At 61.5% G+C, this 21,980-nt stretch carries 19 protein-coding genes, 2 tRNA genes and 2 pseudogenes; 18 read left to right on the forward strand and 5 right to left on the reverse strand.

All coding sequences use genetic code 11. The features are described from left to right. Positions 1-105: 105 nt before the first annotated feature. A complete protein-coding gene (locus K675_RS0100710; RefSeq protein ID WP_017901590.1) occupies positions 106-1,767 on the reverse strand; it encodes an OFA family MFS transporter in 1,662 nt (553 codons plus the stop codon). 413 nt (positions 1,768-2,180) lie between these two features. Here K675_RS0100710 and K675_RS0100715 point away from each other — a divergent pair, with 413 nt between their 5' ends. The 9 genes and pseudogenes from K675_RS0100715 to K675_RS0100760 all read left to right on the forward strand — a co-directional run bounded on the left by K675_RS0100715 (position 2,181) and on the right by K675_RS0100760 (position 8,673). Beyond that, positions 2,181-4,403 (forward strand): AsmA family protein, encoded by a 2,223-nt coding sequence (locus tag K675_RS0100715; RefSeq protein ID WP_017901591.1) that lies wholly within the window; start codon positions 2,181-2,183, stop codon positions 4,401-4,403. Continuing rightward, complete coding sequence (mutY, locus tag K675_RS0100720; RefSeq protein WP_017901592.1) at positions 4,400-5,467, forward strand: A/G-specific adenine glycosylase; 1,068 nt, start codon at positions 4,400-4,402, stop codon at positions 5,465-5,467. Before K675_RS0100715 ends, mutY begins: the two co-directional genes overlap by 4 nt. After that, a complete protein-coding gene (locus tag K675_RS0100725) occupies positions 5,464-5,736 on the forward strand; it encodes an oxidative damage protection protein (protein ID WP_017901593.1) in 273 nt (90 codons plus the stop codon). The genes mutY and K675_RS0100725 overlap by 4 nt, the downstream gene beginning before the upstream one ends. A gap of 103 nt (positions 5,737-5,839) precedes the next feature. Beyond that, positions 5,840-5,915 (forward strand) — tRNA-Phe (locus tag K675_RS0100730). Positions 5,916-6,097: 182 nt separating this feature from the next. Continuing rightward, a complete protein-coding gene (locus tag K675_RS0100735) occupies positions 6,098-6,526 on the forward strand; it encodes an Sbal_3080 family lipoprotein (protein ID WP_017901594.1) in 429 nt (142 codons plus the stop codon). 8 nt (positions 6,527-6,534) lie between these two features. After that, positions 6,535-6,984: a DUF2846 domain-containing protein gene (locus tag K675_RS0100740; RefSeq protein WP_017901595.1), complete on the forward strand. Its 450-nt coding sequence runs from the start codon at positions 6,535-6,537 to the stop codon at positions 6,982-6,984. A 16-nt stretch (positions 6,985-7,000) separates the two neighbouring features. Continuing rightward, positions 7,001-7,509, forward strand: a pseudogene (locus K675_RS30240) (alpha/beta fold hydrolase); the annotation flags it as partial. 66 nt (positions 7,510-7,575) lie between these two features. Continuing rightward, positions 7,576-8,155 (forward strand): annotated as a pseudogene (locus K675_RS31975) (DUF1016 N-terminal domain-containing protein); the annotation flags it as partial. Between the two features lie 110 nt (positions 8,156-8,265). Beyond that, positions 8,266-8,673, forward strand: a complete 408-nt coding sequence (locus tag K675_RS0100760; protein ID WP_017901597.1) for a hypothetical protein — start codon at positions 8,266-8,268, stop codon at positions 8,671-8,673. A 93-nt stretch (positions 8,674-8,766) separates the two neighbouring features. Here K675_RS0100760 and gabP read toward each other — a convergent pair whose 3' ends face one another. Continuing rightward, the gene (gene gabP, locus K675_RS0100765) at positions 8,767-10,158 is read right to left on the reverse strand and encodes a GABA permease (protein WP_017901598.1); all 1,392 of its coding nucleotides are present in this window, start codon (positions 10,156-10,158) and stop codon (positions 8,767-8,769) included. A 532-nt stretch (positions 10,159-10,690) separates the two neighbouring features. Here gabP and K675_RS0100770 point away from each other — a divergent pair. The 5 genes from K675_RS0100770 to K675_RS0100790 all read left to right on the forward strand — a co-directional run bounded on the left by K675_RS0100770 (position 10,691) and on the right by K675_RS0100790 (position 15,081). Further along, positions 10,691-11,464 carry an ABC transporter ATP-binding protein gene (locus tag K675_RS0100770; RefSeq protein WP_017901599.1) on the forward strand — a complete coding sequence of 258 codons (774 nt, stop codon included), beginning with the start codon at positions 10,691-10,693 and terminating at the stop codon, positions 11,462-11,464. A gap of 13 nt (positions 11,465-11,477) precedes the next feature. Next, positions 11,478-12,233: an ABC transporter substrate-binding protein gene (locus K675_RS0100775; RefSeq protein ID WP_017901600.1), complete on the forward strand. Its 756-nt coding sequence runs from the start codon at positions 11,478-11,480 to the stop codon at positions 12,231-12,233. Positions 12,234-12,313: 80 nt separating this feature from the next. Then, entirely contained in the window at positions 12,314-13,006 is a 693-nt protein-coding gene (locus K675_RS0100780) for an ABC transporter permease (RefSeq protein WP_017901601.1), read from the forward strand. Then, a complete protein-coding gene (locus tag K675_RS0100785; RefSeq protein ID WP_017901602.1) occupies positions 13,006-13,695 on the forward strand; it encodes an ABC transporter permease in 690 nt (229 codons plus the stop codon). The genes K675_RS0100780 and K675_RS0100785 overlap by 1 nt, the downstream gene beginning before the upstream one ends. Before the next feature lie 174 nt (positions 13,696-13,869). Next, on the forward strand, positions 13,870-15,081 hold the full coding sequence (locus K675_RS0100790) for a methyltransferase (protein WP_017901603.1): 1,212 nt from the start codon (positions 13,870-13,872) through the stop codon (positions 15,079-15,081). A gap of 317 nt (positions 15,082-15,398) precedes the next feature. On the opposite strand, the gene K675_RS0100795 is transcribed toward K675_RS0100790, so the two are convergent. Genes K675_RS0100795 through K675_RS0100805 form a run of 3 tightly spaced genes read right to left on the reverse strand, consistent with a single transcriptional unit; the run spans position 15,399 to position 16,910 of the window. Next, complete coding sequence (locus tag K675_RS0100795; protein WP_017901604.1) at positions 15,399-16,001, reverse strand: FMN-dependent NADH-azoreductase; 603 nt, start codon at positions 15,999-16,001, stop codon at positions 15,399-15,401. Next, positions 15,998-16,444 carry a GNAT family N-acetyltransferase gene (locus K675_RS0100800; protein WP_017901605.1) on the reverse strand — a complete coding sequence of 149 codons (447 nt, stop codon included), beginning with the start codon at positions 16,442-16,444 and terminating at the stop codon, positions 15,998-16,000. Before K675_RS0100800 ends, K675_RS0100795 begins: the two co-directional genes overlap by 4 nt. Then, the gene (locus tag K675_RS0100805) at positions 16,434-16,910 is read right to left on the reverse strand and encodes a carboxymuconolactone decarboxylase family protein (RefSeq protein WP_017901606.1); all 477 of its coding nucleotides are present in this window, start codon (positions 16,908-16,910) and stop codon (positions 16,434-16,436) included. Before K675_RS0100805 ends, K675_RS0100800 begins: the two co-directional genes overlap by 11 nt. Before the next feature lie 154 nt (positions 16,911-17,064). Here K675_RS0100805 and K675_RS0100810 point away from each other — a divergent pair, with 154 nt between their 5' ends. The 4 genes from K675_RS0100810 to K675_RS0100830 form a co-directional block, all read left to right on the forward strand. Further along, positions 17,065-18,465 (forward strand): PLP-dependent aminotransferase family protein, encoded by a 1,401-nt coding sequence (locus K675_RS0100810; RefSeq protein WP_017901607.1) that lies wholly within the window; start codon positions 17,065-17,067, stop codon positions 18,463-18,465. Between the two features lie 94 nt (positions 18,466-18,559). Beyond that, a tRNA-Thr gene (locus tag K675_RS0100815) sits at positions 18,560-18,635 on the forward strand. A gap of 164 nt (positions 18,636-18,799) precedes the next feature. Further along, on the forward strand, positions 18,800-20,128 hold the full coding sequence (locus K675_RS0100820) for a tyrosine-type recombinase/integrase (RefSeq protein WP_017901608.1): 1,329 nt from the start codon (positions 18,800-18,802) through the stop codon (positions 20,126-20,128). 1,200 nt (positions 20,129-21,328) lie between these two features. Further along, on the forward strand, positions 21,329-21,980 hold a 652-nt coding region (locus tag K675_RS0100830), incomplete at its 3' end, for a nucleoid-associated protein (protein WP_017901610.1).

Below are 21,980 nucleotides of genomic sequence, written 5' to 3' on the forward strand. Positions count from 1 at the left end.
CTGCGTTGCCATTCCTCGCCGTAGCCCTGCTACGACTCGTCATGGCGCCTTGCCTGGCAAACCCCTGAACCCGAATTTGAGTGTGCGGATTAACCGTACAGGCAACTAGTGAAACAGCACGGCGGTCTTTTGCAGGGTGACCCAGATACCCCAGGCCAGCGGAATGCCCACCACCAGCCAGGCGGCGATCGCCAATGGCTTGCTGCCCGGCGCGGCCTTCCACTCCAGCACGGTGCTGCCGTCGGCGCCCTTGTCATGACCCAGCGCCTGTTCGGCGGCCAGCTCGGCATCGGTCATGAAGTACTTGTCGGCCACCGGGCGCACCAGCAGGTTGCAGATGAAACCCAGCACCAGCAGGCCGGCGAGGATGTACAGGGTGATGTCGTAGGCGGCGGCACGCGGTACACCGAGGCTCAACTGGTACTCGCGCAGGTAGTTCACCAGCACCGGGCCGAGTACGCCGGCTGCCGCCCAGGCGGTCAGCAGGCGACCGTGGATCGCGCCGACCATCTGGGTGCCGAACAGGTCCGCCAGGTAGGCCGGAACGGTGGCGAAACCGCCGCCGTACATCGACAGGACCACGCAGAACGCCGCCACGAACAGCGCGACGCTGCCCAGGTGACCGAGGCTCGGTACCGAGGCGTAGAGCGCGAAGCCCAGGGCGAAGAACACGAAGTAGGTCGCCTTGCGGCCGATGTAGTCGGAGAACGAGGCCCAGAAGAACCGGCCACCGATATTGAACAGGCTCAGCAGGCCGGTGAAACCGGCGGCGATCGCGGCGATCTGCGCCAGTTGCGCGGCATCCAGCTGGCTGAAGGTCAGATCATTGCCCAGCAGCTTGCCAGCGAAGACTTCCTGCAGCAGTGGCGAAGCCATGCCGAGGATACCGATACCGGCGGAAACGTTCAGGCACAGCACCAGCCACACCAGACGGAATTGCGGGGTTTTCCAGGCCACGTTCACATGCACGTGACGGTTGGTGATCATCGCATTGCTGGCTTTCTTCACTGGCGCGGTCCAACCCTCCGGCTTCCAGCCGGTCGGCGGAACGCGGTAGGCCAAGGCGCCACCGATCATGAAGATGAAGTAGATCACCGCCATGGCGACGAAGCTCTGCCACACGCCGACGCTGGTCGGCGAGGCGAAATGGCCCATCAGCGCGGTCGCCAGTGGCGCACCGACCATCGCACCACCGCCGAAGCCCATGATCGCCATGCCGGTGGCCATGCCACGCTTGTCCGGGAACCACTTGATGAGAGTCGATACCGGCGAGATGTAGCCCAGGCCCAGGCCGATACCGCCGATCACGCCCGAACCGAGCCACATCAGCCAGATCTGGTGGGTATGGATACCCAGCGCGGAAATCAGCAGGCCGCCACACCAGCACAGTGCCGAGACCACACCGGCCTTGCGTGGGCCGGCGTGTTCCAGCCAGCCACCCCAGATTGCCGCGGAGCAGCCGAGGAAGATGAAGAACAGGGTGTAGATCCAGCCGAGCATCGAGATCGGCCAGTCGCACTGCGACGAGAACACCTGTTCGAAGAAACCGATATCCGGCGCGCAGGCGACCGGTGCGGTGATACCCAGGGCCTTGGACAGTGGCAGCCAGAACACCGAGAAGCCATAGGCCATGCCGATGCACAGGTGGATGGCCAGGGCGGCCGGTGGAACCAGCCAGCGGTTGAAACCGGGCTTGGCGATGATGCGTTCCTTGGACAGGAACGCTGGCTCGGCGGCAGCGCTGCCCGCCGTGATGCTAGTGCTCATTGGTGTTTTCCCCCATTGGAATTGTGGTTCGCCGGACACACCTCATTCCCAACCTTCATGCACGCAGGCGTGGTCGTTTTATCGAAATGAAGCTCCAGAACGCGACAAAAAGCCGCAGAAAGGCAGACGAACTGCGAGAGATTACCACTTGCGCGTTACAGATAAAGCAAACTGATATCGTCTTTTGTAATCAAACTGCATCGCCGTGCCACTTCCCCTCTGCGGGAGCGGCCCGCTTCTCTCCTTGTGGGAGAAGGCCGGGCGGCGCTCCGCTTGCTGGCGATGGGGCATTTCCGGCAACACCGCTACACCGGTCGATTCACAATCGCCAACAACCTAGCGCCAACCGACCGTCCTCGTAGCGTTATACTCGCCAGCTGACTTCAAATTCGATTCAACACAAGGATTCGCCCATGAAAGCGTTCGGCAAAATCCTGGGTCTGGTACTTCTCGGACTGTTGCTGATCATCGTGGCGCTGGGCTTCGCGCTCACCCACTGGTTCGATCCCAACGACTACAAGGACGAGATTCGCCAGATAGCCCGCGACAAGGCCCACATCGAGCTGACCCTCAATGGCGACATCGGCTGGAGCCTGTTCCCGTGGCTGGGCCTGGAGCTGCATGACGCCAGCGTAGCGACCCTGACCAACCCGACCAAGCCATTCGCCGACCTGCAGATGCTCGGCCTGTCGGTGCGTGTCCTGCCGCTGCTGCGCCGCGAAGTGCAAATGAGCGACGTACGCGTCGAAGGCCTGAACCTGATGCTCAATCGCGACAAGGACGGCCACGGCAACTGGGAAGATATCGGCCGGCCGTTGCCCGGCACGACAACGGCCGGCGCTGCGGAGCAGCCCGCCGGCCGCTCACAGGGCGGCGGCACTGTCGAGGCGGAAAAGCCCTCGCAACCGATCCGCATGGATATCGACAGCCTGACGGTGAACAACGCCCGGGTCGAATTCAACGATGAGAAGACCGGCCGCCAGATCACCTCGGAAAGCATCCAACTGAGCACCGGCCCGGTTCACGAAGGCAAGGAGATCGCGGTCAAGCTGACCGCCTTCTTCGGCACCAACCAGCCGGTGCTGCGAGCTCGTACCGAGCTGGGCGGCAACCTGCGCTTCGACCGTGCGCTCAAGCGCTACCAGTTCGAAGACATGCGCCTGAGCGGCGAAGCCTCGGGCGACCCGCTGCAGGGCAAGAGCCTGACCTTCTCGATGCAGGGGCAGTTGCTGGTGGACATGGCCGCCAACGTCGCCGAGTGGACCAGCCTCAAGCTGTCGGCCAACCAGTTGCGCGCCATTGGCGAACTCAAGGCCCGCGACCTCGACAAGACCCCACAGATCAGTGGCGGTCTGTCGATTGCCCAGTTCGACCTGATGAAGTTCCTCGACAGCATCGGCCAACCGCTGCCACCGGTAGCCGACGGCAGCCTCGGCAAGGTCGAGTTGGTGACCCGCCTGGGCGGCACCCCGAGCAGCCTGGAGCTGAACAACATCAACCTGAAACTCGACGACAGCACCTTCAGTGGCCGTATCGCCGTCGAGGACTTCGCCAAGCAGTCCCTGCGCGTACAACTCAAGGGCGACAGGTTCGACGCCGACCGCTACCTGCCTCCGAAATCGGCCGATGCCGACAGCGCCTCGAAGGTGCGCCAGGCCGAAGTCATGAGCAGCGAGGCGAATGCCGTCGGCGGTACCACACCGCTGCCCGATTCACCGACCAAGGGTGCCTGGAGCAACGACCGGCTGCTGCCGATCGAGCGCCTGCGCAACCTCGACGTGGATGCCGACCTGAGCTTCGACCAACTGACCCTGAAGAAGCTGCCGATCGACAACGCCGCCCTCAAGGCCAGCGGCCAGGGGGGCCTGCTGACCCTCGCCAGCCTGCGCGGCGAGCTCTACGACGGCAACTTCGACAGCAAGGGCAGCCTCGATGTACGCAACGACACACCGCGACTGAACCTGCAGACCCGGCTGAACCGGGTGCCGGTCGAACGCGTGCTGCAGGCCCAGGGACAGAAGTCGCCGATCAAGGGCGCGATCACCCTCGACAGCAATCTGAGCGGTACCGGCAATAGCGAAAAGGCGCTGATCGACAGCCTCAACGGCACCGCCAGCTTCGTCCTCAATAACGGCGTGCTGCTCAACGCCAACCTGGAGCAGCAGCTCTGCACCGGTATCGCCCTGCTCAACCGCAAGCCCCTGAGCAGCGAACCACGCGGCAAGGACACCCCGTTCCAGGAACTCAAGGGCAGCCTGAACATCCGCAATGGCGTCGCCAGCAACCCCGACATGAAAGTCCGCATCCCCGGCCTGACCGTCAACGGTAACGGAGACATCGATCTGCGCGTGCTGGGCATGGACTACCGCATCGGCGTCATCGTCGAAGGCGACAAGAGCGACATGCCGGACCCGGCCTGCCAGGTCGGCGAGAATTTCGCCGATATCGAATGGCCGCTGCGCTGCCGTGGCCCGCTGGAACTGGGCGCCAAGGCCTGCCGCATCGACAAGGACGGCCTCGGCCAGGTGGCCGCACGTGCGGCCGGCAACAAGCTGAGTGAAAAGATCGACGAGAAACTCGGCGACAAGGTCAGCCCGGAACTGAAGAACGCACTCAAGGGGCTGTTCAAACGATGAGAGCCGAGCAGTTTTCAACGGCGGTGCTGGACTGGTACGACCGCCACGGCCGCCACGACCTGCCCTGGCAGCAGGACATCAACCCGTATCGGGTATGGGTGTCGGAAATCATGCTGCAGCAGACCCAGGTCAACACCGTGCTGAACTACTTCGACCGGTTCATGGCTTCGTTGCCGACGGTCGAAGCCCTGGCTGCCGCACCGGAAGATGAAGTGCTGCACCTGTGGACCGGCCTGGGCTACTACACCCGGGCGCGCAACCTGCAGAAGACCGCGAAGATCGTCGTCGCCGAACATGGCGGCGAATTTCCGCGGGATGTCGAGAAGCTCACCGAACTCCCCGGCATCGGCCGCTCCACCGCCGGCGCCATCGCCAGTATCAGCATGGGCATACGCGCGCCGATCCTCGACGGCAACGTCAAGCGCGTGCTGGCCCGCTACACCGCCCAGGAGGGTTATCCGGGCGAACCCAAGGTGGCGAAACAGCTCTGGGCCACTGCCGAGCGTTTCACCCCTCACACACGGGTCAACCACTACACCCAGGCGATGATGGACCTCGGTGCGACGCTCTGCACCCGCAGCAGGCCCAGTTGCCTGCTCTGCCCGCTGGAAAGCGGTTGCGAAGCCCACAAGTACAGCCTGGAAACCCGCTACCCGATTCCCAAGCCGCGCAAGAGCGTGCCCCAGAAGCGCACGCTGATGCCGCTGCTGGCCAACCGCGAAGGCGCCATCCTGCTTTACCGCAGGCCTTCCAGCGGCCTCTGGGGAGGCCTGTGGAGCCTGCCGGAGCTGGACGGCCTCGATGACCTGCCACACCTGGCCCTGCAGCACTCGCTGGAGCTGGGAGAGCAGCGGGAACTGCCGGGGCTGACCCACACCTTCAGCCATTTCCAGCTGGATATCGAGCCGTGGCTGGTGCGGGTCGAGGAGTCCGCCCATCACGTGGCCGAGGCCGACTGGCTCTGGTATAACCTCGCCACCCCGCCGCGCCTGGGGCTCGCCGCCCCGGTGAAAAAGCTGCTCAAGCGCGCCGCCGACGTATTGAACGCAGGAGAGTCGTCATGACCCGCACCGTAATGTGCCGCAAGTACCACGAAGAACTGCCAGGCCTGGATCGCCCACCGTATCCGGGCGCCAAGGGCCAGGACATTTTCGACCACGTCTCCCAGAAGGCCTGGAGCGACTGGCTGAAACACCAGACCCCGCTGATCAACGAAAAGCGCCTGAACATGATGAATGCGGACGACCGCAAATACATCCAGGGTGAGATGGACAAGTTCTTTTCCGGCGAGGATTACGCCAAGGCCGAAGGCTACGTTCCGCCGGCCGAATGATCCCGTGTTTTCGAGGCTTGAGTCGTAAGCGACGGTAATAATTAAAATTTTTTTGAAATCGTGCTTGACGCAACCTCGAAAAACGCTTTTAATGCGCCCCGTTGCCCAGATAGCTCAGTCGGTAGAGCAGGGGATTGAAAATCCCCGTGTCGGCGGTTCGATTCCGTCTCTGGGCACCACTCATTGCTTCAGGTGGTGTCAACACCAGCTGAAACTAAAAACCCGCCCAGTGCGGGTTTTTTATTGCCTGGAATTTATCGGCCATGGCATCGATGCCCAGGCCAGAACATTGACCTGGAAATCGCGCAAGACCACCATGATGGTATCTTTTTGATATCATCTCGAGCATCAGGGATTGAACATGCTGCGCAAAGCCGTCACCACAGGCCTTCTCTTGGCATTGGTTGGTTGTACCAACGTCAAGGTCGAGCCAATCGCCCCTCAGTACAACATTTCGCATCTTTGCATCGAAGAAAACCCGAAGGTCGTGGTGGGTGACTTCGTGGACGGCCTGCAGGCGCTATTGCGCAGGCACAACATCGATAGCCGCCTTTACACGGCACCAGCCCCCAGCAGTTGTGAATATCGCCTGACCTACACCGCCATTCGTTCCTGGGACCTTTACCCGTACCTGTCCGACGCCACGGTCCGGATCTTCAGGGGAGATCAGCAGATTGGTTTTGGACATTACAACCTGACGGGCGAGGGAGGTTTCGACCTATCCAAGATAGCGTCGATCGAAGAAAAGATGGCACCGGTGATTGACCAGCTACTGGGGCAAGGCAAATGAGTCCGACATTGAAAAAAATCCCGGCCCTGCTGCTCATGCTATTGCTGACTGGCTGCGGTCACACCAGCTCCACTCAACCCTATTTCGAACCACCACCGCCACCTGAGGGCAAGGCCCTGCTCTACATGATGCGAACCCAAGTCATCCAAGGCAGCCTTTACGACAGCGTGTTCAGCATCAATGACAGCGCAGTGGTTGGACTCAGCGACAAGACCTATTCCTGGATCCAGGTGAGCCCCGGCTTGCACAAGGTCTCGGCCGGGCAGAGCCCGCATCCCAAAAACGTATTTTTGAACCTGCCGATCGAAGCCGGCAAAGAGTACTTCGTCGAGTACACGCAGGAGTACCCGGTCGAGAAGATCCGCTTACGCAATGCAAAGGATGGCAAGGCCATGGTGAAGGGATATTTCTATATACCAGTCCCATCAACCAGCACTACAACCAAATTGGCAAATTGAGAGAACGCGCTGACGGATCGGCCCAGCCCTGGGCGGCTTCCAGTGGCGCCATGGCGAACGCCAGGCCGAGCGTCCAGTGGTGATCATCAATGCCGCCACTTCGTTGCGCTGTCGCTATTACTCGCGATTCGCCGACTACCTGTTTGCCAACGGCCTCGACGTGATCACCTACGACTATCGCGGCATCGGCGAATCGCGTCCGGCCTCGATGGGCGGGTTCAGGGCCTCCTGGAGCGACTGGGGCATGCTGGATTTCGAAGCCATGCTGCAGCAGGCCTGCCGCGAGCTCCCTGGCCAGCCGATCGAAGTGGTCGGTCACAGCTTCGCGGCTGTGCGGCGGGGCTGGCGAGTTCGGGGCAACTGATCCGACGCCTGGTGACAGTCGGCGCACAGTTCGCCTAATGGCGCGACTACGCCCCGACCATGCGCTGGAAGATGTTCACCAAGTGGCACCTGCTGATGCCACTGGTGGCCGGCCTGTACGGCTACTTCCCCGGCAACGGCCTACAAAGCCTGGAAACTACGGCCTTTTTACCGTAAAACCTGATGAGGCATCCTCTTGCGGACAAACCATTCACACAAGAGGCCTCCATGACCCCTTCCATCACCGCCAGCGGGCAGGACAGACAGCTTGCCCCTCTAATCGAAAACCTCGGCGGCCTGATTCGCCAAGCCCGTCAACGCGCCTTGCGTGCCCCGGACACGATTCAGGTACAAACCTGCTGGCAGATCGGCCGGCATATCGTTGAGTTCGAACAGGCAGGAGCTGAACGCGCCGCTTGCGGGAAACACCTGCCACCAGCACTTGGCGAGCGCTTGACGGCGCAATTCGGCAAAGGGTTCGATGCCTCAAACCTGCGCTACATGCGACTTTTCTACAAAGCCTTCCCAAAGTGGGACGCGCTGCGCCACGAATCGAGCTGAACCCGTTACCGCCACCTCCTGCGCGTGGATGAGGAAGCTGCTCGTCATTGGTACATGCATGAAGCGGCCAACCAGAACTGGACCACCCGCGCCCTGGAACGACAGATCGGTACGTTGTATTACGAACGCCTGCTCGCCAGCCAGGACCGCGAGGCCGTGCAGCACGAAGCCGCCTCGCACATCGACACCCACCAGGGAATTCGTCCGCGATCCGGTTCCGCTCGAGTTCCCTGGTTTGCCAAAAAGCTGCTGCGCCAGAAACGCCAGTAACCTGGCCCCTCGACAAAATGCTCTTTGGCATTCCCCGGGTTCACTGGGATAATCCGCGCTTGTCCCTTTTCCAAAGCACCACAGCCCATGGCATCCCAGAACAAGCAACACAAGCGCGCACAACGGGCGAAAACCAAGGCCAAGCAGAACCGCGTCCGCCGCGCCAGCGAGCCGGTCGAATCGTTGCCGATCGATGACGACCGGATCGACCTCGAGTCGGTCGACCTGACGGATCTGTTCAAGAGAATGCGCGACGCCGAGGCCACCAGCCAGCAGGCCATGTGCCGCGTCTTCCTGGAAGACCCGCTGCTGGAGTTGGTCGTAGAACAGGAGGGGGAAGAGGATGCGACAGACTTCATCCTGTCCGCATTGATCGAGTACCGCCAGTGGTCCACCGAAGGCACCGAGGAGGCCGCACTGGCCTGGATCGAGAGCCCGGCCTTCCAGGCAGACTATGTAGCGGCTTCGCAGGCTCTGCAGGACGCTGGAGCATAAAGAAAAGCGCCCCGCAGGGCGCTTGAGACATCACCGGCAGATCAACTGCCGGTACCAGGCCCCTGGCGGTGAGCAAGGGGCCCTGGCAGGTACCTAGTTCAGCACCACCCGCCCGGCCTTCTCCAGCCGACGCCGACGCGAGACCAGCAGGCCCGCCGCCACCACCAGAATGCTCAGCAGACCGGTCGCCAGGACCTCGACGCGATGAGCGTCCTGGAACAGCATCACCGTCAGCACCGCGACGATGAATGCGATCACCGCCCAGGTCAGCCCGGGGAACAGCCACATCTTGAAGTCGATCGTTTCACCCTTGGCGACCCGCTGACGACGCATGCGCAGTTGCGATACGGCGATCACCAGGTACACCAGCAGCGCGATCGCGCCGGAACTGGCGAGCAGGAACTCGAACACCGCAGCAGGCGCAACGTAGTTGGCGAATACCGCCAGGAACGCCGCCCCGGTCGACAGCATCACCGCCCAGTAAGGCGTGCCGCTGGCGTTGGTGCGCTTGGACATCGCCGGCGCATCGCCGCGCCTGCCCAGGGAGAACAGCATCCGCGAAGCGGTGTACAGCGCCGAATTCAGGCAACTGGTCACGGCAACGAGAACCACCAGATCGACGATCAGCTTGGCGTTCGGGATCCCCATGCGATCCAGCACGGTCTGGTAGGAACCCACGGCCGCCAGGCTCGGGTCATTCCAGGGTACCAGCGACACCACGATGAAGATCGATACCAGGTAGAACAGGCCGATCCGCCAGATCACCGAGTTGGTGGCCTTGGTGATCTGCTTGCCCGGGTCTTTCGATTCGGCCGCGGCGATGGTCACGATCTCGGTCCCCATGAACGAGAACATGGTGGTCAGCATGGCCGCCAGCACCGCGCCCAGGCCGTTCGGCATGAAGCCCACGGTATCGACCAGGTGCGACACGCCGCTGACCTGGCTGGTCGGCAGCAGGCCAAGGATCGCCAGGATGCCCAGCGCGACGAAGCCGATGATCGCCACCACCTTGATCAGGGCGAACCAGAACTCGAATTCACCGTAGTTCTTCACGCTGAACAGGTTGGTCGCGGTCAGCAGCAAGGTAATGACCAAGGTAAAGGCCCAGATCGCCACGTTGGGAAACCAGGCGTGCAGGATCGTCGCGGCGGCGTTGGCCTCCAGCGGAATCACCAGCACCCAGAACCACCAGTACAGCCAACCGATGGTGAAACCGGCCCAATGCCCGATGGCACGGTCGGCGTAGGTCGAAAAGGAACCGGTATCGGGGGAAGCCACAGCCATCTCGGCCAGCATGCGCATCACCAGTACCACCAGCGTGCCTGCCGCGGCATAAGCCATCAGCACCGCCGGACCCGCTTCGGCAATCGCATGCCCGGAACCGACGAACAGCCCGGCGCCGATCACCCCGGCGATCGACAACATCGTCACATGCCGGGGCTTGAGCCCTTGCTCCAGATTGTTGGAATTATGCGTACTGCTCATTGGGAGATTACCTGTGCAATGAAGAGCTATTCATTCCACCCCGCGTTACCGGGCACCTTGTAAAAGGAACTCAACGGGGCGTGTTTTATTTTTTACGCAAATTTTGCGCCAAAATATTACAGCGCCCCGGCTCCCGGGGCCTGGACACCCGACCGAAGGACGATCGCAAGTCATTGAGATTAATGGCTATTAGCCAGAACGTTACCGAGCCACCCAGATTCAGACCTGCCGGCCGCACCGGAAACAGGCAAAAATGACCCATGCGCCCCATTTGAGGGCGAAGCAATGTCCGTTGAGCCGGTTTACCCTTCCAACCCTGGGCCAAAGCTGGCAACATCGCGCCCTTTTTGACGCGACGGTCAAGGTAAAGACGGATCAAACGGGTGTCCGGTTGTTGATGGGGCGACAGTCTGCTGTGCCGATGCGACAACCTGCCACGGCACCGACCTACCCCGTTCGAACCCTATGCTAGCTTGGCGCTCGCCAGGAAGGCAGCCAACAGCAGGAGCGCAATGAACAATGAGGAACGCACATGGCTGAGGCCACGCCCGCGCTTGAAATCCGCAACTTGCACAAACGCTATGGTGAGCTGGAGGTACTCAAGGGTATCTCGCTGACCGCCCGTGACGGTGACGTGATCTCGATCCTCGGTTCCTCCGGATCCGGTAAATCCACGTTCCTGCGCTGCATCAACCTGCTGGAGAACCCGCACCAGGGCCAGATTCTGGTCAACGGCGAGGAACTCAAGCTCAAGGCCGCGAAGAACGGCGAGCTGGTGGCCGCCGATGGCAGGCAGATCAACCGCCTGCGCAGCGAAATCGGTTTCGTGTTCCAGAACTTCAATCTCTGGCCGCACATGACCATCCTCGACAACATCATCGAGGCCCCGCGCCGGGTACTCGGCCAGAGCAAGGCCGAGGCCATCGAGATCGCCGAGGCCCTGTTGGCCAAGGTCGGCATCGCCGACAAGCGCCACGCCTACCCCGCCCAGCTTTCCGGCGGCCAGCAACAACGCGCGGCCATCGCCCGCACGCTGGCCATGCAACCGAAGGTCATCCTGTTCGACGAGCCGACCTCGGCCCTCGACCCCGAGATGGTCCAGGAAGTGCTCAACGTAATCCGCGCCCTGGCCGAAGAAGGCCGTACCATGCTGCTGGTCACCCATGAAATGGGCTTTGCCCGCCAGGTGTCCAGTGAAGTGGTATTCCTCCACCAGGGCCTGGTGGAAGAGCAGGGCACGCCGCAGCAGGTCTTCGAGAACCCGCAGTCGGCGCGCTGCAAACAATTCATGTCCAGCAACCGCTAACGGAGCAACACGCATGCAGACCTACAAGAAAATCCTCCTGGCCGCTGCCGTCTCCATGGCCTTCAGCGCCAGCGCCCTGGCCGAGACCCTGAAGATGGGCATCGAGGCCGCCTACCCACCGTTCAACAACAAGGACGCCAGTGGTCAGGTCGTAGGCTTCGACAAGGATATCGGTGACGCCCTGTGCGCCAAGATGAAAGTCGAGTGCACTGTGGTCACCTCCGACTGGGACGGCATCATCCCGGCCTTGCAGACCAAAAAGTTCGACTTCCTGATCTCGTCCATGTCGATCACCGAGGAGCGCAAGCAGGCGGTCAACTTCACCGACCCGTACTACTCCAACAAACTGCAGTTCATCGCCGCCAGGAAAGACACCGAGTTCAAGACCGACAAGGCCTCGCTCAAGGGCAAGATCATCGGCGCACAGCGTTCGACCCTGGCCGGCAGCTGGCTGGAAGACCACCTGGGCAGCGATGTCACCATCAAGCTCTATGACACCCAGGAAAACGCCTACCTCGACCTGCAGGCCGGCCGCCTGGACGCCATCCTGGCGGACAAGTACGTCAACTATGAGTGGCTGAAAAGCGACGCCGGCAAGGCCTACGAATTCAAGGGCGACCCGGTGGAAGAAAGCGACAAGATCGGCATCGCCGTGCGCAAGAAGGACGACGCCCTGCGTGAGCGCCTGAACGCCGCACTGAAGGAAATCATCGCCGACGGCACCTACAAGAAGATCAACGACAAGTACTTCCCGTTCAGTATCCTCTGACCCGTCCCGATGGCCGGCACCCCGAAGGGCCATAGAGCCCGGCGGGTGCCGCTCGTCCCCAAGCAAAGCCTGCCTTGCCCATGAATATTGATCTCTACGGATTCGGCCCGGCGCTTGCCGTCGGCGCGCTGATGACCGTCAAGCTCGCGCTCTGTGCCCTGTGCCTGGGGCTGGTGCTCGGACTGCTCGGCGCATTGGCCAAGACTTCCCCTTACACGCCGCTGCGTTGGCTGGGAGGCACCTATTCGACCCTGGTCCGTGGTGTGCCGGAACTGCTCTGGGTGCTGTTGATCTACTACGGCACCGTCAACCTGATGAGCGCCCTGGGCGACCTGTTCGGTAACCCCGACCTGGCCCTGAGTCCCTTCGCCGCCGGTGTCATCGCCCTGGGCCTGTGCTTCGGTGCCTACGCCACGGAAGTGTTCCGCGGGGCGATCCTGGCGATTCCCAAGGGCCATCGTGAAGCCGGCGTCGCCCTGGGCATGTCCCGGCCGCGGATCTTCACCCGGCTGATCCTGCCGCAGATGTGGCGCATCGCCCTGCCGGGGCTGGGCAACCTGTTCATGATCCTGATGAAGGACACCGCGCTGGTCTCGGTCATCAGCCTGGAAGAAATCATGCGCCAGGCGCAGAACGCCGTGCAGTTCACCAAGTTGCCCTTCACCTTCTACCTGGTGGCGGCCTTCATGTACCTGGGCCTGACCATCCTCTCGATGATCGGCATGCACTTGCTGGAAAAACGTGCCGCTCGCGGTTTTGTGAGGATCACATAATGGAATGGGAAGTCATCCTCAAATGGCTGCCGAAGTTCTTCCAGGGCGCCGCACTGACCTTGGAACTGCTGGGCATCGCCGTGGTGCTGGGGCTGGTCCTCGCCGTGCCGCTGGGCATCGCCCGGGCCTCGAAACGCTGGTACGTGCGTTCGCTGCCCTACGGTTACATCTTCTTCTTTCGCGGTACACCGCTGCTGGTGCAACTGTTCCTGGTGTACTACGGCCTGGCGCAGTTCGACGTGGTCCGCGACAGCTTCATGTGGCCCTACCTGCGCGACCCCTTCTGGTGCGCGGCGGCGACCATGACCCTGCACACCACCGCCTACATCGCCGAGATCCTGCGCGGCGCCATCCAGGCCATCCCGCCGGGCGAGATCGAGGCAGCGCGGGCACTGGGCATGTCGCGGCCCAAGGCACTGTTCTACATCATCCTGCCACGGGCGGCGCGCATCGGCCTGCCGGCCTACAGCAACGAAGTGATCCTGATGCTCAAGGCCAGCTCGCTGGCGAGTACCGTGACCCTGCTGGAGCTGACCGGCATGACCCGGACCATCATCGCGCGCAACTACCTGACGGTGGATATGTTCTTCACCGCCGGGGTGTTCTACCTGGCGATCTCGTTCCTGCTGGTACAGGCGTTCAAGCTGCTGGAACGCTGGATGCGGGTCGACGCCTGCCAGGGGCGTTGAGCCGATCGGGACGCAGGGGACTTGAAATCCCCTGTTCATGACAGGCATACCCTTGTAGGAGCCGGCTTGCTGGCGATAGCAATGTAACACTCACCACCGCCATCGCCAGCAAGCCGGCTCCTACAGGCATCCGGTTGCTTCAGATCTGCAATCAACCGTAACGGACTCTCCAGCATGCCCCCCATTCTCCAGGGCCCCACCCTGCAAATCCGCTTCCAGGCTCTGGACACCTTCCTGTCGGCCCACCAGCACCTCTGGCGCCCACGCCCCTTCACCCACCTGCGACTGCCGTGGGAAACCGCACACCCGGAGCTCGCCACCTGGCTACGCCAGCGCAGCCTCAAGGATGCCCAGAACAGCCACAACCACCCGGAACGACTCGACGCGCCCGCCCCGTTCCCTGCCCTGGCCGCCGAGTCCGCAGCCCTGAGCGCCATCGGCAACCTCCCCGACAAACCACTGCCGCCCGCCAACCCACGCCTCAACGTCGACGTCCCCGGCCGCAAGTGGCAGCAGATCGAAGCCTTCGCCGCCTGCCTCGATTTCGTCCGCACTCCCGGCCACTGGCTCGACTGGTGCTCCGGCAAGGGCCACCTCGGTCGTCGACTGCTGCAACCCGGCCAGCAATTGACCTGCCTGGAGCATGACCCGGCCCTGGTCGCCAGCGGCGCCCAACTAAGCCAGCATCACCACCTGCCTTCCAGCCATGTCCAACAGGACGTGATGGCTGCCGAAGCCGCCCAACGCCTGAACGCCGAGCACACGCCGGTAGCCCTGCACGCCTGTGGCGACCTGCACGTGCGCCTGATGCGGTTGGCCAGCCACGCCGGCTGTGAACAACTGGCCATCGCCCCGTGCTGCTACAACCGCATCGGCACCGCGAACTACCAGCCCCTGTCCACCGCCGCCCAGGCATCCAGCCTGCAACTGTCCCTGGACGACCTGGCCCTGCCCCTGAGTGAAACCGTCACCGCCGGCAGCCGGGTCCGCCGCCAGCGTGACAGCTCCATGGCTCGTCGCCTGGCCTTCGACCTGCTGCAACGCCGGTTGCGCCACAGCGACGACTACTTGCCCACCCCGTCGCTACCCAGCGCCTGGCTGAACAAGCCCTTCGCCGACTACTGCCGCGACCTGGCCGCGCTCAAGGAGTTATCCACAGTGGGCGAGCGGGATTGGGCGCAATTGGAGGACGCCGGCTGGAAACGGCTCTCCCAGGTACGCAACCTGGAACTGTTGCGCGGCCTGTTCCGCCGCCCACTGGAGCTGTGGCTGGTGCTCGATCGGGCGTTGTATCTGGAAGAACAGGGCTACCGCGTACGCCTCGGCCAGTTCTGCGAAAGCCCACTGACCCCGCGCAACCTGATGCTGCTGGCCGAACGCGATTAACTGTCACATTGCCATGCGCCACCTGTGGATAACTCTGTTGATGCTTTCAGCAGGTAGCCTCTGAAAACAACGCCTGCAATGCCGACAGACGACTGGTCATTTTTTGTTCAAAAAATAAAACGACGGAAAAACAGACAGTTGCAACATGCTGAGATCGCGTTCACAAATCCTTCCGCTTGCTGCTCCGCCGACCCAACACTTGTGCATAAGCACGCGAGCCAAGGGCAATAACCCTCTCTGAAGACACGCCAATCCTTCTGGGAGACGGCTGGGCGGCGCTCCGCTTGCTGGCGATCCGCCGAAGGCAGCCATTCAATTTAACCCACCACCGCCACCAACCTCTCAAGAAACAACTTCCTGGCCTCAACCATCTCCCCCCGCACCGCCTCGTCTCCCCGCACGGAACCCTGCAGATAGATGAAGTGCACCTGCCGAATACCCACGCACTCAAGCTGCGCCGTCAGGCAGGGCGTCAGAAAATCCGGTTGGTTGGCCTTCTCCCCCTGGATGAAACCACCGGAACTGACCAGTACGAAGGTTGGCCGGTCCCTGAGCAGCCCCACTTTCCGTCCCGCCCCACTGTGGCCAAAACTGCGCTGAACCCGCACCACATGATCGACCCACAATTTCAGCGCCGCCGGCTGCGTGAAGTTATGCAGCGGCGTACATAACACCAGAAGGTCGCTGTTCTCCAACTCGACGATCTGCTGCTCGGACACCTCGACAGCCGGAGCCTGCCCGTCCAGTGCAGTCACGGCTGTCGCATAGTCGCGGGTCACCGCAGGCAAAGGTTCACTCCCCAACTGCCGATCGATCACCGCGGTGACACCGGGCAAGCCCCGCAACACCCCGGCCGCCAATTGATAGCCACGTGCGGCGGTGCCATGGGGGCTGAAGTTCAACAACAACGCACGGCTCATACCGCAGACTCCAGCTCCTGAAAGAAGTGCATCCCCTTGGCCAACATCCCCTGGCGGAAATAGAAACGCTGCGCCAAGGGCATATGCAGACCGGTATCGAGCACCAGATAACGATAACCCAGGGACCGCGTATGCTGCCGCACCGCCTCCAGCAGCGCCGCACCCAGCTCACGGCGCTGCTGTGAGGCGGTCACTACCAGATCGTCGACATAAACGAAGCGCCCGTAGAGAAAATTCTCCGTCACCCGAAAGCCGGCCAGGCCGATCACCTGTCCCTGCTCGCGTAGCGCCAGCAGTCGATAACCCTGTTCGCCCTGGCGAAACACCTGCTCGACGAAGGACTGTTCGTCATCCAACTGGGGGCGCAACTCACGCATCACCGCAAAACATTCGCGACAGCGGGCTTCGCTTTCGATCAGGTGATACTCCAGATCACCGTTCACGGGCCACCTCCTCATGCTCACGGACACCGGGCGGCACCAGCCGGAAACCCACGCCCACGCGGTTGAGCGCATTCATCAGGCCGATCGCCAGGGTCAGGTCAGCCAGCTCCTTTTCACCGAACACTGCCGCAACGGCCTGATAGTCCGCGTCCGGAATCGCCGTCTGATGGACCAGGGTCACCGTTTCAGCCCAGGCCAGGGCAGCGCGCTCACGCATATCGAACAGCGACTCGGCCTCGCGCCACACCGGCACCAGTTGCACCTTGTCGGCACTGACGCCCAGCTTGAGCAGATCCCGCGAATGCTGGTTGATGCAGTAGGCGCAGCCATTGATCTGCGAAACCCGCAGGTACACCAGGTCGATCAGCTGAGGTGACAGGCCGCAGCCCTGTACATAGCTTTTCACGCCCCCCAGTGCCTTGTAGCCCTGGGGGGCGGCGGCGAAATAGTCGAGACGTTGTGTCATGGTCGTTTCCCTTGTGAGGTCAGTGAGGATGGCCTTCAGTCTGCTGACCGCCGTCCTGCGCCAACAGGGCCAAGATCGAGCAAACCACTTGGGACATGTCCCACCGTTGCAATGGGTTTAGACTGGGCCGTTCTGCCCGCCCAAGGAAAATCCCATGCCGCCAGCCAGCTCCGCCGCCGAACCGGGCCTGCCGAAATACCTGGTCGTCTATCGACGCATCCGCGGCGCCATCGACGACGGACAACTGAAACCCGGCGACCGGCTGCCCTCAGTGCGCGCCCTGTCCGCCGAGCTCAACCTCGCACGGGGCACCGTCGAAACCGCCTATGCGCTGCTGGCCAGCGAAGGCTACCTGACCGCCCGTGGCCAGGCTGGCACCATCATCGCCCAGGACCTGCCGGCGGCTCCGGCCCAGCCACCCTCCGGCAATAACCAGGCAGAACAGGACCACCCGCTGCCCCTGCAACTGGGCATGCCGGCATTGGACGCCTTCCCACGCAAGCTTTGGGCCCGGCTGATCACCCAGCGCGCCCGCCAGACCGACATCGCCAGCCTCGGCTTCAGCGACCCACGCGGCTATGCGCCCCTGCGTGCAGCCATCGCCCAATACCTGGGGTTGTACCGGGGTGTGCACTGCACGCCGGACCAGGTGTTCATCTGCCCCGGCTACAACGCCGTGCTCGAACTGATCTGCGAGAGCCTGGAAATGAGCGGCCAGGACTGCTGGTTCGAAGACCCCGGCTACCTGCATGCCAGACAACTCCTGCTCAATCGCGGCGTGAAACTGGTCCCGGTGGCGGTCGATGGCGATGGCCTGCAGGTGGAGCAAGGCATCCAACAGGCACCCTCGGCACGGCTGTCAGTGGTGAGCCCGGCACACCAGAGCCCGCTGGGCGTGGCCCTGAGCCCGGCGCGCCGCCAGGCGCTGCTCGACTGGGCACGACAGCAGTCGAGCTGGGTGCTGGAGGACGACTACGACAGCGAATTCCGCTACCGCGGCCGTCCCCTGCCCGCCCTCAAGAGCCAGGACCAGCACGACCGCGTGCTGTACGCTGGCACCTTCAGCAAGATGCTGTTCCCCGGCCTGCGCCTGGCCTACCTCGTGGTGCCACAGGCGCAGGTCGAGCGTTTCGAACAGCGCGCCCGGCTGCTGCGCAACCGCTGCCCGGAACTGCTGCAGGCGACGGTCAGCGATTTCCTCAACCAGGGCCACTTCACCCGCCACCTGAAGAAAATGCGCCAACTGTACAGCGCGCGCCGGGCGCTGCTGGTCAAGGCGCTGGAAGACGTGTGCGGCGGCAGGCTCAAGGTCGATCCGCAGGCAGGTGGGATCAACCTGCTGGTGCGCCTGTTGATCGACGTGCCGGACAGCCACGTCGCCCAGTGCGCCCGGGCGACAGGATTGGCAATCGAGCCCCTGTCGCGCTGGCAACTGACGGCCGGGAAGGAAGGTGGCTTGCTGATGGGATTCACCAATGTGGTCTCGGCCGAACAGGCGCGCGAGGTGGCTGCGAGGTTGTTGGCGGTGATCCAGGAACCGCGCCAGGACGGCTGATAGCCGGCGACCGGCCGCTATCCGGCCCGCAAAAATAGTCAAATATCAGGGGTTTACAGAACCCCGCCAATCGCTATAATCGTCGCCCTGACATGCCGGTATAGCTCAGATGGTAGAGCAACTGACTTGTAATCAGTAGGTCCCGGGTTCGATTCCTGGTGCCGGCACCATATCCAGCTCCATCGCGTTCCACCGAATGCCTTGGAAGCCCCTAAAACCCGCCCTTTGGCGGGTTTTTTCGTTCCAGGACCCTCCGTCGGGATCCAACAAAATACCCCATCCCCAGGGGTATTTTTAGGGTACAGCGTCTTGCCTGCATGGAGAACGTACCCTTATGCCACGCCTAGCCGTTCCTCTCAGCGACCTCAAATGCCGTACGTCGAAACCTCGCGAACGTGCCTACAAGCTATTCGACGGTGGCGGCATGTACCTCTTCGTGAAACCCAACGGCGTGAAAACGTGGCGATTGCGCTACTTCAAGCCCAGCGGCAAGGAGGGCACGCTGATCATCGGCAACTATCCCATCATCTCGCTGGCCGTCGCGAGGACCAAGCGCGATGAAGCCAAGGCCCTGCTGCTCGACAACCTCGACCCGATGGAAGAGAAGAAGAGAGCGAAGCTAGCTGCTCAACGAGCTTCCCTGCTTTTTGAAACCGTCGCCCTGGAGTGGCATGCCGAAATGTCGCGGCGCTGGACGGAGGGACACGCCAAGACCGTCATGAGCCGATTGCGCACCCACGTCTTCCCCCTGATAGGCAAACGCCCAATCGCTGAGCTTGATACCCATGATCTGCTTGAGGTCACTCTGCGTATCAAAGAGCGCGGCACCATGGACGTTGCCCTGCGCGTGCAGAACTATCTCTCCACGATCATGCGGGGAGCGAAGCGGGCGCGGCAGATCAGCCAGAACCCGGCGCTCGATCTGGCAGGGTCGATTCATGCCCCGCGTACCGTGCACCGCCCTGCCCTCTCACTCAACCGCCTCCCCGAACTACTCAACCGGATCGACAACTACAACGGCCGTGAGCTAACCAAGCTGGCTGTACTGCTGACGCTGCACGTGTTCGTGCGCTCCAGCGAACTGCGCTTTGCGCGCTGGGATGAGTTCGACCTGCAAAGAGCGATGTGGGAGATCCCAGACACCCGTAAGCCCATCGACGGCGTGCGCAATTCCACTCGTGGTACCAAGATGAGCGGAGACATACAGATGGTGCCGCTCTCTCCGCAAGTCATCGCGATCCTTGAACGGCTGCGCGGCTTGAGTCGCTTCTCTGAACTGGTGCTGCCCGGTGACCACAAGTACTGGAAGCCAATGTCAGAGAACACGGTTAACCAGGTGCTGCGCAACGTTGGCTACGACACATCCAAGGAGGTATGCGGGCATGGATTCAGGACCATGGCCTGTAGCGCCTTGCTGGAGTCAGGGCTGTGGACAGACGCGGCTATTGAGCGGCAGATGAGCCACAAGGAACGCAATCGCGTGCGCGCCGCCTATATCCACAAGGCCGAATTTCTGGAGCAGCGTCGGCTGATCATGGCGTGGTGGAGCAATTACATCGATGCCAACAGATCGGGGCATGTCACTCCACATGAGTTCGCCCATCCAGCTGGCGACAACATCACTCCCTTGCCAAGTGGGCGTGGCGCATTCAATCGTCGGTGAACCCTCCAGAACACCGTTGGCCGCTCTTTAATTCGGGTCCATCCAAACAGGGCTGCAAAGCCGCCCTGTTTGGATGGACCTCGCTTTGCAAAGCTAAAAGCCGACACGAATCCTTTGGATACCACTGATTTCCACCGGTGGATAATTTCATCCACAAGCCCAGAAGCCATGAAAATCACGGCGTTGACCAAAATTACCCACAGGCGTAGAACTGATCTTGCAACCGCTGCCTTAGGCAGCACCCCAGGTGACCCGAACCTTCAAGGTCACGCCGCTCTTGCGGTGGTTCTCCCCAAAGGCGATTCGCATCCGGCAGCTCGCCCGGTCACTACCCATGTGATGGATGCTCTTACACATATAGCGCTCGTGCGCCAGATACACCGTACCTCGCTGCCCTGCAGCAACCTATCCGCTTGGCCGAATCCTGCGCCAACCTGTGCCCGTCTCTTTCTCTGGAAAGAGACGGGCACTTCTACCACTGCTGCAGCCCTGATCGCACATGGCTTTGCGGCAATTCCCCTCGTGACAATTGGCGTGACAAACGCCGATGTCACCAGCAACAGCCATGTAGATGATGGTGCCGCAGACCAAGGAATGGACTGCACCTGACTGACAGTCAGGCATGCCCCGGTCATCACATTGCTGCGTTCACCCGACTCAGGATCTTCAGGCGCTGGTCTCGTCAGCCAGTTCTGCCTCCACCCGCCCACCGGTAACGGTGTTCAGGAGGCCAGATCATGAGATGCCCTTGCTCCCGGACGTAAGGAGCCGCCAGTCCCGCGAAGAGGACATTCCCCACAGGTCGCAGGGGCCTTGATCCCTGATAACACTCAGCATTCTTGGCGGGATGACGTGGGGCGAGGATCGGAGAGCGGACGATGAGGTGAGCGACATGGCATTGGTGGGTAGGCGCGACCGTCGTAATTCTGGCTACGGCAGGCGATTGAGCTAAGCGGGGGGCGTTGGCTTTGAACGATCGGTTGGATAGCGCCCATTGGGATACAGTCAAGACCACTACACTGGTCGCTCATGCTGAATTGATGAATTTGAGTTATTGGAAAGGCCCCAAGAGCTCCGCAGCTGGGTCCGCCCCTTGCCAAGATCAACAAAGCCCCTATGATGGCGATAGGATGGCAAAAGCCTACCACTACCAATAACGTGGAGCTTTTGCTCCAATAACAACGAAGGAAGCGAGCTGAGATGGAAGTCAGGGAGTCAATCATTCATGGGGTACTCAAGGCAAAAGAGACTTCGGGCGAGGGGTCAACGACCATCCGCCCAAGGGAAGAATTATTGCCCATTGATGAAAGGCTTGATCTCCTTTGCACCGACGTACTCGCTCTCTACACAAAGCTAAGTAATGGCTACGGAACTTTTGGTGCCGACCCTCTGCTGCATGCGTTCCCTGCTTTACTAAAAAGATACCTGAGAGCCGAAATTGACTTGGTAGAGCTAAGTGTAAGCACTAGCACTTTACTATCAGATCGCATGCAAGATCAGTTCATGGCAACAACAAGCTGGCCACTTTTCGTAAGATATAACAACCAAGGCCGCGAGTGGTTTTTGATCGCAATGCTCAAGCTGAAAGAGGGTGTCGGCATTGACGAGGCAACTTTAGACCTCAACAACTCTCTGTCTTTTGACATATCTCACCTTCATGAAGCTGCGCGAATTGACATTGAAAAGCTTCTGAGAGATGAACAACCGTATCTTTCGTTCATTAAGCGAAGAGCAGGCGATGCCGATGTAACGCGTTACTTCAGGACAGCTATATCTTGCACTGAATATACAGACGCAAAGCACAACACCGAAATGGTTATAAAGGCCGCCGAAGCCTATTGTTCTGAGCAAG

This window comes from Pseudomonas fuscovaginae SE-1 (assembly GCF_000364705.1).
Classification (GTDB): domain Bacteria; phylum Pseudomonadota; class Gammaproteobacteria; order Pseudomonadales; family Pseudomonadaceae; genus Aquipseudomonas; species Aquipseudomonas fuscovaginae_A.